The organism is Sphingobium sp. TomMM15, from assembly GCF_055397045.1.
Genome location: NZ_AP027316.1, coordinates 208,297 through 223,515, shown reverse-complemented (window position 1 = coordinate 223,515; position 15,219 = coordinate 208,297). Strand labels below are relative to the sequence as shown.

Here is a 15,219-nt window from a genome sequence, read left to right as displayed (position 1 = left end):
AGAACCCTTTAAGCCAAGTCGAAGCTATGCGAGATGGCAAGGTCACACCGTACAATGCGCCTGCTTCAAATGGGCAGGATACCGCCGCAAAATAGATAAACGAAGGGCAGGTTTTAGCGAACGATAACGAGCCGTCGAATGTCTGCTAAGTTGGCGTTTGTTGCCTGACCGCCCCGACCTTTCGGCGAGCTAAGCGAATAATAATCGATCCGCGTATTGGCGGTAACACCATGGTAGGCAAACCTTTGGGGTTACGATCGCGCCTCCGCTACAACCTCATTCATCAGCCAGTGCCGAAACGAGCGCATAGCATCGCTGTTCTTTCGCGATATAAGCCTGGTCAGCCAGTAGCGCCCAGCATCGACCGAAATGTCGAATGGCTGGACTAGGCGCTCGGCGATCAGTTCGTGCGTGAACATCGCCGCGGGTGCCAGCGCTACTCCCAGGCCATTTGCAGCCGCCGCGACCATCAGTGCGGAGCTGTCGAATACCGGGCCGCGCAGCACGGGTTGGGAGGCACCTGCCGCTTCAAACCAGCGGCGCCATTCGTCGGGCCGATAGGAACGCAATAATAATTCCTGGGTCAGGTCGCGGGGGCTGCTCAGCCGGTGGGCGATTGACGGCGTGCAGAGCGGGGTCAACCGAGCCTCAAGCAGCGGCTCTGCAATGGTGCCATGCCACGCGCCGTCCCCGAAGCGGATCGCGAAGTCGAGCGCTTCACCCGCGATGTCGACGCGATTGTTGTTGGTTGAAACGCGCAGGTCGATGTGAGGACAGGCGCGCTCGAACCCGCCAAGCCGATGAAGCAGCCAGCCGGTTGCGAACGTACCGACGACGCCGATGTGCAACACTTCGCGAAATCGACCGTCCATATATTGGTCGAGCAAAGCGCCTACCCGATCGAACATGTCGGCCAGCACTGGCACCAGAGCCTGCCCATCGTCGGTTAGTGCCAAGCCCCGCGGGAGCCGATGGAACAGGCGGGTACCGAGCCGCCGTTCGAGCTGCGCAACCTGATGGCTCACGGCCCCTTGGCTGACGCACAGTTCGATCGCGGCACGCGTGAAGTTGAGATGGCGCGCGGCCGCCTCGAAAGCCCGTAGGGCATTGAGAGGGAGCTGGGCTCGATCCATCGCCTAGTTATGAATTCGACTCATGGCTCTGTCGAGAAATGATGCTTTGTTTCTGCGTCATCCATGCCGCAATCCCGGCCGCGAAGGAGATTTGTGAATGTCGACATTGCGACTTCTAACGGCAGGCGCGTTGGCAGCGCTGACGAGCTCGATTAATCTATTGGCGCAAACCCAGGAGGATGCCCTGATCAAGCCCATTATCGGCTCCCGCACCGCAGAATGGCTTTCTCCCCTGCCGCCACAGAAAATCTTCGGCAATAGCTATCTTGTCGGCTTCGGCGGTCTGAGTGTCGCCTTGATCGATACTGGTGCGGGGCTGATTCTGATTGATGGCGCCTTACCGCAAGCTGCACCCGCCATCCTCGACAATGTCAGGCGGCTGGGCTTTCATCCGCGCGACATCAAATATATTCTCAGCACCGAACCCCATTTCGACCATGCCGGGGGCATCGCGGCGCTGGCGCGTGACACGGGCGCTACCGTCGTCGCCAGTCCACGGGGTGCGGAAGGGCTGCTGGCCGGTCGCCTTGCCGCCGACGATCCGCAGCATGGTTATGGCGGCTCCTGGCCGGCGGTGGCCAAGGTGCAAACCATCCGCGACAACCAAACCCTGCGGCTGGGCAATATTACGGTCACCGCGCTGGCAACGCCGGGTCATACGATGGGCAGCATGAGCTGGCGCTGGAAGTCGTGCGAACAGCGGATATGCCGGACTATCATATTTGCCGCGAGCCTGAACCCGGTATCGACCGACGATTACCGTTACACAGCGCCGACCGCGCGCCCGATCACCACCGGTTTCAGCAAAAGCTATGAAGCGATGAACAAGACCCCGTGCGATATCCTGATCTCGGGCCACCCGGACAATGCCGGCGAAGGCCGGTACAACGACCACCCGGGAGCCTGCCGCGCTTATGCCGAACGCTCGCGCAAAGCGCTGGACCAGCGCATGAAATCAGAGCGGCACTGAATGTCATGGTTGGCGCCTAACGCTGAGCGAAGCGTAGGTTGACGTAAATGACTGCTTTCGCGAAGCGATCTCTGGGCTTGAACGACAGCTATGTTGGCGTGAACGGACGTCGGCCCGCACCAGCCCTACGGCCGGATTCGACGCTGTGGCGCTCCGGACCCGACAGTCGCGAATGTCCCAGGGCCGGTCAGATATAAATGGCACGGCTACCAGCGTTGCCGCGCTAAAACGCGGAGAAGTTGCACTGGCACGAGGGAAATTGACGCTCGTGTGCCGGTCAGGAACCCGCAACCACAGGTGACACAGCAATGCGCTGATTTCGACTGGCCGCGTCATTCTCCCTGCTCGGTTACGGCCTCGCTGACCGGCATCGCTCGGCGCATGAACGCGCCAAACATCGGCACGGTAAAGGCCGTTTCACCATAGCCTGGTGTGTAGATCATGCCCTTTGCGATCAACGATGCGCGGACTGGCCCGAAGCTGGAAGACTTACGCCCAATATGATCGGCGATGGCGGTCGAGACGAACGGCCCCTCCCCCAGATCCGCCATAGCGCGCAGATAACGCTTTTCCGAGGGGGTTAGCCGGTCAAAGCGAACGCGAAAGAAGCTGTCATCGAGCGCGGCAATCGCGGTGGGGTGGGCGAGATCGACATCGGCAGCGGTGATCGGGCAAGCGGCGGCCGCATCCCAGCATTGCTTGCCCCATTCCTGCAGGAAGTAAGGATAGCCTTGGGTCACGGCGATGATCTGTGCGACCGCCTCGGGCTCGATGGTGCATTCCTCGGCCTCGATCGGGTGGACGATGGCGGCGGTGGCCGCTTCGGTCCCAAGCGGACCAATGCTGGTGAAAAGGAACAACCGTTCGGCATAGGATTTGGCTTTGCCCATTTGTCCGGCCAGCTGCGGTAAGCCTGCGGCCACCAGCGTTATCGGTCGGTCATTCTGGCGAGCGCGATGAAGCGCGGTGATCAGCGCCGCCAACTCGCGCTCCGGTACATATTGCAATTCGTCGATGAACAGCACGAGCGCTGTCCCTCGCTCAGCGGCTGCGGCACCGGCCAGGTCGATCAAATCGATGAGATCGGCGTCGAGATCGCCGTTATCGGCAACCCCGATTTCCCCGAGGTCCAGCGAGGCCTCGAGCTCGCCATAACTGAGCTTGAACGCCTTTACAAACCGGGCCAATGCGCCCAACCCGCGTTTCGCCAATGTCATCGCGGCCTGCCCGCGATCGAGTTTCAGCATGGCTGTCCGCAGTGCCGGAACCAGCATGGCGGGCAGCGACTGCCCCTCGGGCGCCTCGATCGGCACGCTCAAGATGCCCTCCCCTTCGGCCGCCCGGCGCATCACGTTGAGGAGCACCGTCTTGCCCACCCCGCGCAGACCCAGCAGAATCATGCTTTGCGCGTGCCGTCCATTGCGGATGCGGTCGAGCGCGATAGCCACGGTCTCGAGCACATCTTCCCGACCGGCCAGCTCGGGCGGGCGGCTGCCCGCGCCGGGGGCGAAGGGGTTGCGACGGGGATCCATTCTACGTTCTTTAATAGGTTCTAACCGATTTCACTAGAACTATATATTTCTGCTATAAAGGCGCAGCATCTGACGGGCAACCCACCCACGCAAAGCATCGTCTGGCTTGAGGGTTCGTGTTCAGACCGACGGCTGATCCCTCTTTTAAAGATCGAGCCCCAGGCTACGCTCGGGGAGCGACGGCAGGTTCTCCGCGCGATCACCTTGGGTGCGGCCCGGCTCTTTGGTGCGTTCCGGGTTGTTGCCGCCGCCAGCGCCAAAATCTTGGCGATCTCCGGGATCACGCGGCTTCGGCCCATCGGGAAGGCCAAGATCCTGACCCGACGACGGCCGCACCGGAGCGCTACCCGCTATTCCATCGATAGTGAGCCGCCCAATTGTCTCCAGCGCCGATGTCTTGTTGCCGGGATTGCTGGCAAGCTGGCGTTCGAGCTTAGCCTTGTCGTCGACGATCATGGTCAGCTGATCACGAACACGGGTGACGCCGACGTTGAACAAGCGCTGATTGGAGAGATGCTTTTCATAGCTGGCCATGACCGTGATGGCCTTGTCGGTCGTAATACCCTGCGCCATGTGCATGTTGAGGCTATAGGCCAGGTCCAGCCGCGATAGCATCGGATCGGACAGGCCCAGCGTTAGCCGCTGCTGTGCTGCCGTCTCGACCGTGACGCCGCTCCCATCGATTGCAACGATCTTGGCAATGGCCGCATTGTGCAGGTCGCGCGGTTTATCGTTGGCGGTCCAACGGATGCGGTCGCCCGCCCGGACCTGGATGGTCTTCATTTCCGACAGCTGAAGCCGGTCACGGGTTTCCTGCGTGGAGAGCTTCTGGGGGTCGAAGAGGAGGCGCTCGCGGCCATTACTAAGGGCGACTTTGCCGTTGGCGTGGACCTTGACCACGTCATAGCGTCCGCGCTTCGGACCGACATCCTGCGCACCGCCGCGCCCGACCTCCAAGGTCTGGCCCGCCTGGTAGTTCTTCGCGTAGCGCAATTCCTCGCGGGTGAGGTTGACGCGCTCGTAGACAGTGAGGTTGATCGGCTCGCCCCGCAGTGTGCCTTCAGCGGCCAGGCCTTCCTGTATGCGCTCATTAATTGCCGCCCGCGCTTCGCGGCCCGATGCAAAGACCGCCGTGCGCTCCCGTTCTTCGACCGAGAGGCCGAGCCAACGATCGGCTGCATCTTCGGCCGGCCTGTTCGATTCAATGACGTTGTCCCGCAGGATACGCATGGCGACGCCTGCCTTCCCCGCATTTGCCAATGACGCGACCGTTCGGAGCAGCGTGTTGCGCTGACGGATATTCTGGTCGATCCGGGCCATCGTTCCGCCGCCGGCCTGGATCATGGCAAAGGCTTTGCCGGCATCGATCGAGGAAAGCTGTTGACGGTCACCGACCAGGACCAGCTTGTCGATCCTGAGCGCGTCCGCGATCTGGTGGAGCCTCAGCATATCCTGCGACGACACCATGGAGGTTTCGTCGACGACGATCATCGTGTTTGCGAGGCCTGCGCGGACCTCCTCATAGCGCAGGCCGCTCTGCTCGGTGATGAACCGCTGATGGGCAAGGACAAAGGATGCAATGGTCTGGCTCTTGATCCCGGCCCCTTCCGCCATATCGGCCACCATCTTGTTCTGGAAAGCGAGACCCAGAACCTGACGGCCTTCCCCCTCGGCCACGCGCGCCACCGCAGACAGCATGGTGGATTTGCCGGCCCCCGCAATCCCCTGGATGGTCACGGTTCGATCCGCCGAGGACACAATCAGGCTCGCGGCGCCTAGTTGCCCAGCGTTTAGCTCATGGACGCTGACGGCCTGAAGGCGAGCGGGAGCGTCCGCGTCCGTGACGATTGGTGCGGCCGACCCTTTGCCAGATTCGACAAGCCCAAGGATCTTTTCTTCGGTGGCGAGGGCTTGCCTGGTCGTCACCATCGATATGGCCCCGTCGCTATCGCGGCCGACGCCGGGTATAAGCGTACCCCGCTTGGTCAGCGTGGCTATGCGCTGATCGACATGTTCGATCGTAACTCCCTTCAACCCCAGGTCCAGCGCGGTTTTGGCAAGGTCCGTGATCTTGAAGGCGGCCTCGCGCTCGGCCTGAATCCTTACCGCCGATGCGACGGCAAGCTGCGCGCGAGCGGCTGATGCAGTTACCATCATGCGGGCCAGTCCACGATCGACCAAAGGGTCGTCCCGCGCGAGGATGCCGGACAGCTTGTCGAAGGCCGTCGCAATGACCTCCTTCATGGCATGATAGCCCCGATGCAGCGTGCCCTGAGCCCGTTCCTGCGTGCTGCGCGCCTCGGACATCGAGAGGAGGTCCTTGCCGGTAAAACCGAGCTCGGCGGCATTTTCCTTCCACGCCTTCCCCAGCGCATCACGATCGTGGACATTGAGCTTGGGATCGCGGGTCCGCTTGGTGATCGAATATAGTGCCTCGCGTGACGTGACGCCGAGCTCAGCAGCCTTGGCAAGAATGTCCTGCCGACGCTGACTGAAAGCGTCGATCACGTCCCTGGGAACACCGGCAATTTCAAAGGTGCCATGCTTGCCCTTCATGTCCATCACATAGCCCAGCTTCTCCAGCTCATTGCGCAGGGCGGCATGGTAGATCGTGCCGATGACGCTGTTGGCCTTCCAGATCGCGCCATTGTGGAGGGCCTGCCATTTCCCATCGGGCATCCGCGTCAGATTGGCGATAACCGCATGGACATGCCCCTGGGGGTCGAGGGCGCGGCTCGTGTCATGCTCGAACAGGGCGTAGACGAGGTTGCCGGTCCTGATGGGGGCCTTCCTTCCGTCAATGTCCCGCCGCCCCTCGGCAAGGTTCTGTTCCACCCATTTCATGGTGGATTGCACCGCGCTCATATTGGCAGCGAGGATACGGCGGTCTCCGGCTACATAGGCCATGATCGAGGCCGATTTGGGCATGGAGAAGGTGAGGTCAGTACCCGACTGCCGGTTCTCCACCTGGGCAACACCGGTGCCGTCAGGGAGAATGCCATTGAGGATGCGTTCGAACGCAGCTTTCGTGACCTGGCCGGTAAGGTCCAGCTCCTGTGCCCCCTCCCCTGCCCAGATGCTCACTTCCGACGACCCTTCAACCGTGTAATAATTGTCCTTCGCAAAATAGTTGGCGGCGCCCGAGGCGGAGCGAACGGGTGCAACGGAAAGCATGGATCAGATCCCGAAACCGTTGGTGTCTAGGCCGGCAGAGAGATCGTGACGCAGTTCAATGAGGGTCTGATCCTCAACGATCGGGGGGTTGGACACGGTCTCATGATCGCCGCGCTCTGACCGGCCCCGCTCCAGCGGCGCTTGGCGCTGCTCATTCTCCGATGCGGTGCCGGCGCTATCGGTGCTGCGCGAGGGCGCCGCCTTGCCGGCAAGGGGATCGCCGGTGCGATCCGTCCTGCTGCCGTCCTGCGCCTGCGGATCGTCGTTAGCGGGTGACAGCCTATCCTGATCGATCGCGCCACTCGCGACGGTCGGATCGCTCACATTCTCGATAACCTGCGCGGCTCCATCCCGGCCTCCCGCCTCTCCGCTCTGCGGCTCCTCCTGAAAGGCACCCTCCCCTCGTTTCGACCGCAGCGGCTGGATGTTCTTCCGGCGCACAAAACCCTGCGCGACCGATGGGTAATCTTTGTAGTGAAGAACGAGGCGGGCAGCGGGAAATCCATCGGGAAATTTGACGAAGCCATGGAGCGAGGGAAGGTTCGTGATGTCGTCGGCGATCACGAGCGGTTCGGTCTGCTTGCGCGGCGTCAGGGTCGATGCATCGCGGGTGTTGTTGTAGCCATAACTATAGGCCTCATCCATCTGGCGGACCTCTCTATTACCGATATAGCGCGCGCACTGTTCGGCGGTGTCGAGATCGGAGGTAGCGAGGATCAGCTTCGATCGTGCAAGCGAGGCGAGATTTTTCGCGCCATGCTCGCCATAAACCTCCACCAGTTTCTCAAAACTGTGCAGCCCCAGGATCATGGCGCCGCCGAAGGCACGGGCGGTCTGAAGACCATTTTCAATCGCCGGGATGCGGTGAAGCGCGCCGAGCTCGTCGAACATGAACCAGGTCCGCAGCGACCGCGTTCGGGGCATCGACATGAGATTGTTGATGGCCAGATCCATCCACAGGGTCAGGAGCGCCTTGTTCATCGGGAGGTCGAGATAATGGGAGGTGATGAACAGGATCGCGCCGGGCTTTTTCTCCCCCGTGATCCAGCGCCTGATCGAGAAGTGTTCGCCCTCTTCGGGAAGGAAGCGCAGCACCTGCGCATTAGTATTGAAAACGGCGCGAATGGATTCCGCCATGCGCGCCGCTTCTGGCGCGGTCAGCGGGTCGGCAATGGTGTTGGAGAGATAGCGGTGAACACGCGCGAGATCGGCCGTCATCAGATTTTCAGAGAGGGCCAAATTGGTGGCCTGTCCGCGCTCGATGAGGCGCATGCACATCTCGATGAACAAGGTGCGCGCCGCAAGCGCCCAGAAGGGTTCGGACGATCCGCCATCGGACGGGATGAGGGCGGCTGCCGCTGAGGTAAATTCGCTATGGGAGGAGCAATCATTGAAGATCGACCAGGCTGGGCAACGCTCGTCCATGGGATTGAGGATCGTGTCGCGCGCAGGAGCGTAGAAGGACTCGACATAGGCGCCGGTCAGGTCGAAGATGACCGCGCTATCCTGACGCTCGCGCATCTGCGCGACGAGGCTTCGGAGCTCCGTCGTTTTCCCCGAGCCGGTGGTGCCGATCAGCATGGCGTGGGATTGCTCGAGCCGATGCGGAAAAGGGATGCCGCCCAGGCTATAGGGATGGTGGATGCCCCTCCCCTTCCGCTCGGCAAATGGGAGCCGCAAAACCTCGCTTGGCTTCATGCCGGGACATAGATGGGCGACATCCTCCTCAAACTTGATGCGGTTATGCTCGATGATCTCGGACCGCAGCAATTCGACGTCCACCAGCATCGCCCCGCGCTCATGCCGCTCCTGAAGGATCGACTTGCCCCTGCGCTTGGATATGTCGACGAACCAGATGGCGGCAGGAACGGTGATGAAGATCGACAGCAGGAACGATCCGATCAGCCCTCGCATCGCGACGTCCCAGGCGCGGATCACGTCGGGAATATAGGGCACGGCGGACATGATGGTGCGAATGATATCGCCGCTCGGCAGAGTAACGTTGACACGCTTCATCGGATCGAGGTCGACCCAGTTCCAAAGCGCGGAATAGACCTTCATGCAGATGAGCTGAAAACCATGCTCATCGAGCTTCACTGACATGATGCCGAACCAGCAGCCAAGAAACACGAAGAACCAGAAGATGACGGGCAATTTCGCGCCTGACAGCCACATCAACATTTCGTGACTCAGGAGCTGGCTTCCACGGGTGAAATTGCCCGAGTTGCGCTGGACGTTCCCGCGCGCCGAATGGTGACTGAGCGGTATGTTCTGGCCGTTGTCGCGGATGTCCTTACGCGCCATGATAAAGCTCCACGCGCTTGTCGGTTTCAGCGACGATGCGGTCGCGATATTGGGGAAATTGTTCACGGATCAGAACATCGAGGGCGAGGTGCTGAAACTCGCCTATGCGCGCGAGGCGCAGGCGGCTCATGTCCTTCAGGGAATCGCCGGACAAAAGTAGGTCCACCGCCGTCCGAATGAGATCGGCGGTAGGCACCCCCCGGCTACGGGATTGCTGCTCAAGGCGCTCCCACTGATCCTGTTCGAGACGGACCGTGTAACGCCGTTGCTTGATTGTCATCCACCCTACCTCCTAGCAGAGAGGCTGGTGGGGATTACGAAAGTAGAATATCGATAGCTCATGCTCCTGCCCATTGCAAGTTGTCAGACAGTGCAGGCGCGGCTAATGGCCGGTTTAAGTACTCTGCGCACAGGTCGAAGTTAACGTCATACAATGTCTGACCTTCCGAAACGAGGATTGCGCGCGGTTCCACTGATTTTGGTTGAACCGCAGGTGCATACGGTGTGCTGCCTGACCACTTGGGAAGGCACTAAGACAGTGGCGCGCCGGTTACCCGGAACCGGCTCCGCTTTCCCCGGCCCGAAGGGGCCGGTTCGCCGATCCGGCAGGGATTGGCTCCGCCCTGTGGGCGGAATGATATGGCCTCGCCATACTCGCCGTGGCATGAGGGGTTCACCCCCTCTACGCCGCGGCGAAACGGCGCCGCGAAGATGACGCTGAGGGGGCCAGATTGACCCCGCCGCGATCGTCGTTGCGTTCCAGTCAATCAATGCCCGTACAGGGTCGAGAGAGGTGAATTCCCGATGCGATATCAAAGGCATTGAGATGGCGTGGTGAAGAGCTATAACAACCCCGTCCACAATCCAATCCGAGCTATGAAAGATGCACCATGGTCAAAGGCTTGGACAAAGAACGCGCAGCCATTGCGGCTGAGGAAGCGAAGCTTGCGGAACGCAAGAAACAGCTTGCCGACAAGGAACGTGAGGCGTCGATCAAGGCGATCGAGAAGGCAGGGCTGATGAGGCTCTCGCCGGACGATCTGGAGACCCTTCTTTCGCGCATCCACAAGCTCGGAATCGAGGAGGTGCAGCGGCGCCTGGCAGCGTAGCTGGAACTTCACAGCCGATCGATCATGGCCATGCTGGGCTCGATGCCCGGCATGGCCAATGACAAACAAAGATTTGAATGGGGAGAGCCTGACCGGCCCTCCCCCTTTTTTGCTGTCAGAAGCTGTCGTCAAGCTGCCCGGCAATGGAGTGTACGATCCGGCTCAGCATAGCGGGCGAAAGCACCGGATAGTCCCCCTCGTCGATGGCGAAAAACCCCTGCTACTCACCCCTGATGATGTGCTGCGGGAAGTAGCTGCGCTGGGCGCGCAGTTGCGCATTGGCGAAGACGGCGATGAAGGTCGGCTGCGCGGCGAAAGTGTTGTTCTGGACGATGTGCATGAGGGCCTCCTGTTTCTTGAAAGACAGGAGGCGGGCGTCGTGCGGGCCAGGGCTGGGTCAGGGACAGCGAAGCCGCCGCGCAGCGGGGAGCGGAGGTGCCGATTTTGTCGCGGCGGCAGCGGAGCGCAGCGCTGTGGAAGCGGCGGCAAAATTGGAGGGGCCGCTCATCCTTGAGGCAGCCATGGGCCGCATGACAGCATGGGAAGTCAGTGAGATTACCCCCTCTCCTCGGTAGACCAGCGGCAAAGGCGTAGCGGCGAGCGGACCGCTTAGGTCCGCGTGGGCCGCGAGCGAGCCGATCAGGTTCGCGTTCGCGCTCCCTCAGTATTCATAAAGGCTCAATTATCGCGATGCGCTGCGCTCTGTTTCCCATTCCTGCACAGGGCGGTGATCCTATCGGTATAACAAGGAGCCGCCCGGTTGGAGCGGCTCCCTCGCTGCATCATCCGGCCGCGACGGCAGTCTCGTGATTGTCGTTCATGGCAACGTCGTGGAACTCCAATTCCTCGTCGGAATTTTCGCCCTCATCGTCGCCCTCGCCATCCTCACAGTTCGCTTCAGGTTCATGCGCTGATCCTGATCCCCCTATGCTCGTCATTCCAGTCTTCAAATTGTTCGCCCGGGAAAATCGCATCGACCGTTCGGCCTTGAGCCATATATTCCACCGTCGATTTTTCGACAGCCGCGCGGCCGGCTGCATTATTGTCGCCCGCCAGCGTCACATGTTCAACCGCGTCGGGCAGGCCGACATGGGGCATCGAGCCGGTGCCCAGGGTGATCCAGACTGGGATCTCCGGGAAGCGCATCCGCATGGTCAGGCCATCCTCCGGGCCTTCGATCAGGATGATGCGGCGCGCAGGCGGTGCGAGACGTACGGCACAGCCGCGCACCTGTCCCAGGCTAAGCTTCGGATTGGCCATATCGGCTTTCTTACCGTTTTCGGTCAGAAAAACATGCTGGACCCCGACGATCTTTCCCGAGCGGTCCTGCGCTCCAAGCATAAGAGCGGGCGCCGGGCGCCCACTGGCGCCGGTCTTCTTGTTCCGCCAAAGCGGGACCCGACCGAACCTGACGGTTTGCGGCATTGCGCCGAAAATCCCCCGCGAAGCAAGGTAGAGTTCGGCGGGCGTCCCCTTGATGCTGCGCGCCTCATGCCATTCGGCCTGGGCAGCCAATATGGAGGCGGCCCTGTCCGCCTTCTCCTGGCGCGCCGCCGCCGCTCGATCCTGTGGAGAGGCTTCGGGTAAGCCGTCCTCATTAAGGAGGATTTTCACCGCGTCGACAAAACCCCGGCCGTCCATGTGCATGATGAAATCGATGGCGTCACCCGCCGCCCCACAGCCGAAGCAATGGAAGACGCCTTTCGCGTCGTTCACGCGGAAGCTGGGCGTATTCTCGGTATGGAAGGGGCATAGGCCGACAAACTCACGACCGGCTCTACGGAGCTTCACATAGCGCACGATAATATCGCTGATCGCAAATCGGGTCTTTGCGCGCTGCACATCGAGCGTCGCGCTGGGGGATCGCAATGCATTCATGATCGTCTCTCTTGGTTCGCCTGGGCCGTGCGGGGCAATTCAGCGGAACAGGGCACGGGGACATTCGCGCGCAACGCGCCTGCCCTTATCCCATCGGGGCTTGTAAAGCGCCCTCCCCGCCTCGATCTGGAGACAGGACAGGCTGCGCCCCTGAACATAGACCATGGCGAGCGTGCGGCCATAAGCGTCCCTGCTCACCCGTGCGATCGTCAACGGCCCCACCATGGACCTGCGCGATGCGGCCTTGCTGGCTGCCGCACGGCGCGCATCGCAAACCGCGCCAGGCTTCGGATAGGGACGGCAGCGGCTGTTGCCCGGATCGTCAGGAGCGTCGATGCCCAGCAGCCTGATGCGCTCGGGCCCGCAACGCATCGTATCGCCATCGGTCACGGTACAAATACCAGCCGATGCGGCCCCGAGAAGAGTGAAGGCAAGAAACATGGGAAATCCGTATGGGGGGGAAGGTGTGAAAGAAAGATACTGCACCAAATACAGCCAGATTCAAATAGTTAAGTGTCTGTTTTTATTTCACAATGGCAAACTTTCGGGGCGTAGCGGGACTGATTTCTGACCATGTTTCGCAGCGGCAATGCGTGCCGCGAGCCATGCCTTCCTCGGGACCGCACATCACCATGGATAATGGCGAAGCCAGCGCGCCCCAGCTCGTCGCAAAGGGCGCGTTTACGCTCTGCTCCATTGCCGGTGCTGGCAATATAGGCGCACCGCCGCTGATGAAATGCAAAGCCGGCGCGTTTGAGGCAACCACGAAAGCGCTGGTGAGTCCGCTCGCTCCAATCCACGGTTCCGGCATAGTTGCGGAAAGCCGCAACCGCACAGACGGAGCCGTAATTTTCATCGCGCCAGCGCAGTTCGATTTCTGGGGATTTTCTGGCCATCGGTTGATCCTTCAATATCGATGAGGCGGGCGGCGCGTAGCGCCGCCCGGTCAGGTCAGGCTGCGCAGGCGAGTGCGGGCGCGGCCATGTGGGAAAGGATATATTCGCTGGCGGCCTGCGCAGCGGTCGCGGCGCGGAAAATGGCGCGTTTGTCATCGCGAAGTGAAGTCAACCACGATGCGAGGTAAGCGGCGTGGTCCTCGCGTTCGCTCGGTTCCATACCAAGCTGAGCGCAAAGCATTGCGGCACCCAGCTCCGCGATCAACTCTTCTGCTGCCCTAATCGCCGTCGACTTTCCGTAATCACGGAGTGTCTCACGATTGAGCCGTGATTGATGACCACTGCTATGAATGGCCTCATGCGCAAGGGTCGCATAAAATGCATTACCGCTGAGAAAGTCGTTGAAGCTCGGCATTTGAATGCGGTCACTCGATGGATTGTAATAGCCGTGATGCCCGCCTTCCTCATAGGGAACGGGATAGCGGGCAAAGGCGGCATCAAGATCGGCGTCCCGTTGGTCCCGGTTCTTCACCGCGAGAATCGGGGCGGGATATTTGGTCATGTCGAGGCCGTCGATCTGCTCGACATTGAAGACATGATATTTTTTCAGATAGTGGCGGTTCCGATCCTCGGCGCCATCGTCACCCGGTGCCTCGGTGTCGCCATCCTTGGGGGTGAAGGTTCCGGCATGGACGACCAGATTGCCCCTTTCGCCCTTTCGGACCTGCCCGCCCAGTTCGTGGCACTGCCGATAGGTCATCCAATAGGGATTGGAATAGCCGCACGTCATCGCAGCCGACCAAAGCAGAAGCACATTGATCCCACGATAGGCCGTTCCTTCGTGGCGCAAGGGCAGCGAGGCCGCGCCCGATACCCAAGAGGGGGACCATGGCCGGGTGCCAGCCTCCAACAGCGCGATGATCTGGTTGGTGACTTCCTCGTAAATATCGATCCGCGCAGCGGTGGAGCGGGGAGCGGCGGTCTTGCGGGTCATGTCGTCTTGTCCCTTTTTCAAAAATGGAGCCGAAGGCGATGGCGCGCCATCGGCTTCTGCCTGCTGGCGAAGCGGGTCGGGGAATGGCGCATTTGAGGGCTGGTCGCGGCGGAGGGGGATCGCCCGGCCTGCACGGAGCGAAGCGCAGGAAGGACGGGGAAACCGCCGCGACCACCAAGCGGCGCTGCATAGCGGCGCCGACGGCCAGGCCCTTGCGCCAGGGGGCCGGAACAGGCCCCAACAAGGGACAGGTGCACGGCGGCGCAGCCGCCTCCGCTTGTGGATGCGCGATCAGGCCCTTATCATCGCGCCATGACGAGCAGCATCGACCTCATCTTCCCGCATTGGGCCGCCACCTGGAACAATCTAGCCCGGTCAAACGCGCTCGTCCGCTCGCGATGCCCAAGCTGCGGCATCCAATTGCGGGTCGATCCCTCGATCCAGGCCTTCAGGTTCGGTCCGAGCGCCTCCCCTGTCGACCAGCTCGATCGCTGCACTATGGTCGGATGCCATGGGCAGGTCTTCTTCACGGTCGCGCGAAGCTATGGCCGCCAGTGGCTGACCATGTTGTCGCGCGACGATCTCCGGGACACACTGACCTCCGCTGCACCTGCGGCCAACGCCGTCTCGCTCGGACTGGTCGGCGCAGGCCCCTCCCCTTCCTGAGAACTCGACAAAGGCACCGGCGCGCCCGTCGCTTGCGGCGGGCGCGCCGCCATTTTGCGCGACATAGCGCCCCTGCCCTGCTTCTGTGCAGCGAGACGGGCGGAGCCGCCTCGCTGCCCGGTCGTATCAATATTCGTCGGCGCGCAGGATGGTGAGGACGCGGGCCGTCTGCGCAGGATCGGCGGGATCGTTGGACCCCCATTCAAGCTTGGGATCGTAATAATCAATTTTCCAATAGCAGCGGGTTCCTTCCCATTCGAAGGAACCGAAATCGCGTTCGCCGTGCGGATCGTTGCCTTCCGAGAAATCATCATATTCCATGACCAGACGGAGCAGCGCGCGCTGGCGGCGATAGGCGGTCCATTGGGTGGCATCGCCAATCATGGCGCTAATCCCGGCAGTGATGACGATCTGGTTGTAGCCCTGCGCCTTATGAATGTTGTGGCGAACAGCGTCATTGAGCGCGGCGATGATCGATGTCTTGTCCGCCGGGTTCGTGCGTTCGTTGGTCATATCGTCTGTTCCCTTTCTGAAAATGGAGCCGAAGGCGATGGCGCGCCATC

Annotated in this window: 13 protein-coding genes; 3 read left to right on the top strand and 10 right to left on the bottom strand. The window is 61.3% G+C overall.

The window, feature by feature from the left end:
* Positions 1-251: 251 nt before the first annotated feature.
* The gene (locus ACZ51H_RS18000; protein ID WP_464803552.1) at positions 252-1,133 is read right to left on the bottom strand and encodes a LysR family transcriptional regulator; all 882 of its coding nucleotides are present in this window, start codon (positions 1,131-1,133) and stop codon (positions 252-254) included.
* Positions 1,134-1,263: 130 nt separating this feature from the next.
* On the opposite strand from ACZ51H_RS18000, the gene bla reads away from it, so the two are divergent.
* Positions 1,264-2,103, top strand: a complete 840-nt coding sequence (bla, locus tag ACZ51H_RS17995; protein WP_464803551.1) for a subclass B3 metallo-beta-lactamase — start codon at positions 1,264-1,266, stop codon at positions 2,101-2,103.
* A gap of 332 nt (positions 2,104-2,435) precedes the next feature.
* Here bla and ACZ51H_RS17990 read toward each other — a convergent pair whose 3' ends face one another.
* The 4 genes from ACZ51H_RS17990 to ACZ51H_RS17975 form a co-directional block, all read right to left on the bottom strand.
* Positions 2,436-3,635 (bottom strand): ATP-binding protein, encoded by a 1,200-nt coding sequence (locus ACZ51H_RS17990; protein WP_464803550.1) that lies wholly within the window; start codon positions 3,633-3,635, stop codon positions 2,436-2,438.
* 144 nt (positions 3,636-3,779) lie between these two features.
* Positions 3,780-6,809 carry a MobF family relaxase gene (gene mobF / locus ACZ51H_RS17985; protein ID WP_464803549.1) on the bottom strand — a complete coding sequence of 1,010 codons (3,030 nt, stop codon included), beginning with the start codon at positions 6,807-6,809 and terminating at the stop codon, positions 3,780-3,782.
* 3 nt (positions 6,810-6,812) lie between these two features.
* Entirely contained in the window at positions 6,813-9,113 is a 2,301-nt protein-coding gene (locus ACZ51H_RS17980; RefSeq protein WP_464803548.1) for a type IV secretion system DNA-binding domain-containing protein, read from the bottom strand.
* A complete protein-coding gene (locus ACZ51H_RS17975; RefSeq protein WP_083536056.1) occupies positions 9,103-9,393 on the bottom strand; it encodes a ribbon-helix-helix domain-containing protein in 291 nt (96 codons plus the stop codon). The genes ACZ51H_RS17980 and ACZ51H_RS17975 overlap by 11 nt, the downstream gene beginning before the upstream one ends.
* Before the next feature lie 610 nt (positions 9,394-10,003).
* On the opposite strand from ACZ51H_RS17975, the gene ACZ51H_RS17970 reads away from it, so the two are divergent.
* Entirely contained in the window at positions 10,004-10,222 is a 219-nt protein-coding gene (locus ACZ51H_RS17970; protein WP_464803547.1) for a hypothetical protein, read from the top strand.
* 903 nt (positions 10,223-11,125) lie between these two features.
* On the opposite strand, the gene ACZ51H_RS17965 is transcribed toward ACZ51H_RS17970, so the two are convergent.
* The 4 genes from ACZ51H_RS17965 to ACZ51H_RS17950 all read right to left on the bottom strand — a co-directional run bounded on the left by ACZ51H_RS17965 (position 11,126) and on the right by ACZ51H_RS17950 (position 13,990).
* Positions 11,126-12,100, bottom strand: a complete 975-nt coding sequence (locus ACZ51H_RS17965; RefSeq protein WP_464803546.1) for a CHC2 zinc finger domain-containing protein — start codon at positions 12,098-12,100, stop codon at positions 11,126-11,128.
* A 39-nt stretch (positions 12,101-12,139) separates the two neighbouring features.
* Positions 12,140-12,472, bottom strand: coding sequence for a thermonuclease family protein (locus ACZ51H_RS17960; protein WP_464803545.1), 333 nt, complete (start codon positions 12,470-12,472; stop codon positions 12,140-12,142).
* Between the two features lie 137 nt (positions 12,473-12,609).
* A complete protein-coding gene (locus ACZ51H_RS17955) occupies positions 12,610-12,996 on the bottom strand; it encodes a hypothetical protein (RefSeq protein ID WP_464803544.1) in 387 nt (128 codons plus the stop codon).
* A 55-nt stretch (positions 12,997-13,051) separates the two neighbouring features.
* Positions 13,052-13,990 carry an ArdC family protein gene (locus ACZ51H_RS17950; RefSeq protein ID WP_464803543.1) on the bottom strand — a complete coding sequence of 313 codons (939 nt, stop codon included), beginning with the start codon at positions 13,988-13,990 and terminating at the stop codon, positions 13,052-13,054.
* Positions 13,991-14,302: 312 nt separating this feature from the next.
* Here ACZ51H_RS17950 and ACZ51H_RS17945 point away from each other — a divergent pair, with 312 nt between their 5' ends.
* Positions 14,303-14,656 (top strand): hypothetical protein, encoded by a 354-nt coding sequence (locus ACZ51H_RS17945; RefSeq protein ID WP_062121796.1) that lies wholly within the window; start codon positions 14,303-14,305, stop codon positions 14,654-14,656.
* Between the two features lie 126 nt (positions 14,657-14,782).
* On the opposite strand, the gene ACZ51H_RS17940 is transcribed toward ACZ51H_RS17945, so the two are convergent.
* The gene (locus tag ACZ51H_RS17940) at positions 14,783-15,169 is read right to left on the bottom strand and encodes a DUF3768 domain-containing protein (RefSeq protein ID WP_464803542.1); all 387 of its coding nucleotides are present in this window, start codon (positions 15,167-15,169) and stop codon (positions 14,783-14,785) included.
* Positions 15,170-15,219: the final 50 nt, after the last annotated feature.

Excerpts from the sequence above, each read along its gene's own strand:
- ACZ51H_RS18000 (WP_464803552.1), bottom strand. The coding sequence starts at position 1,133 with ATGGATCGAGCCCAGCTCCCTCTCAATGCCCTACGGGCTTTCGAGGCG.
- ACZ51H_RS17990 (WP_464803550.1), bottom strand. The coding sequence starts at position 3,635 with ATGGATCCCCGTCGCAACCCCTTCGCCCCCGGCGCGGGCAGCCGCCCG.
- mobF (WP_464803549.1), bottom strand. The coding sequence starts at position 6,809 with ATGCTTTCCGTTGCACCCGTTCGCTCCGCCTCGGGCGCCGCCAACTAT.
- ACZ51H_RS17980 (WP_464803548.1), bottom strand. The coding sequence starts at position 9,113 with ATGGCGCGTAAGGACATCCGCGACAACGGCCAGAACATACCGCTCAGT.
- ACZ51H_RS17975 (WP_083536056.1), bottom strand. The coding sequence starts at position 9,393 with ATGACAATCAAGCAACGGCGTTACACGGTCCGTCTCGAACAGGATCAG.
- ACZ51H_RS17970 (WP_464803547.1), top strand. The coding sequence starts at position 10,004 with ATGGTCAAAGGCTTGGACAAAGAACGCGCAGCCATTGCGGCTGAGGAA.
- ACZ51H_RS17965 (WP_464803546.1), bottom strand. The coding sequence starts at position 12,100 with ATGAATGCATTGCGATCCCCCAGCGCGACGCTCGATGTGCAGCGCGCA.
- ACZ51H_RS17960 (WP_464803545.1), bottom strand. The coding sequence starts at position 12,472 with ATGCGTTGCGGGCCCGAGCGCATCAGGCTGCTGGGCATCGACGCTCCT.
- ACZ51H_RS17955 (WP_464803544.1), bottom strand. The coding sequence starts at position 12,996 with ATGGCCAGAAAATCCCCAGAAATCGAACTGCGCTGGCGCGATGAAAAT.
- ACZ51H_RS17950 (WP_464803543.1), bottom strand. The coding sequence starts at position 13,990 with ATGACCCGCAAGACCGCCGCTCCCCGCTCCACCGCTGCGCGGATCGAT.
- ACZ51H_RS17945 (WP_062121796.1), top strand. The coding sequence starts at position 14,303 with ATGACGAGCAGCATCGACCTCATCTTCCCGCATTGGGCCGCCACCTGG.
- ACZ51H_RS17940 (WP_464803542.1), bottom strand. The coding sequence starts at position 15,169 with ATGACCAACGAACGCACGAACCCGGCGGACAAGACATCGATCATCGCC.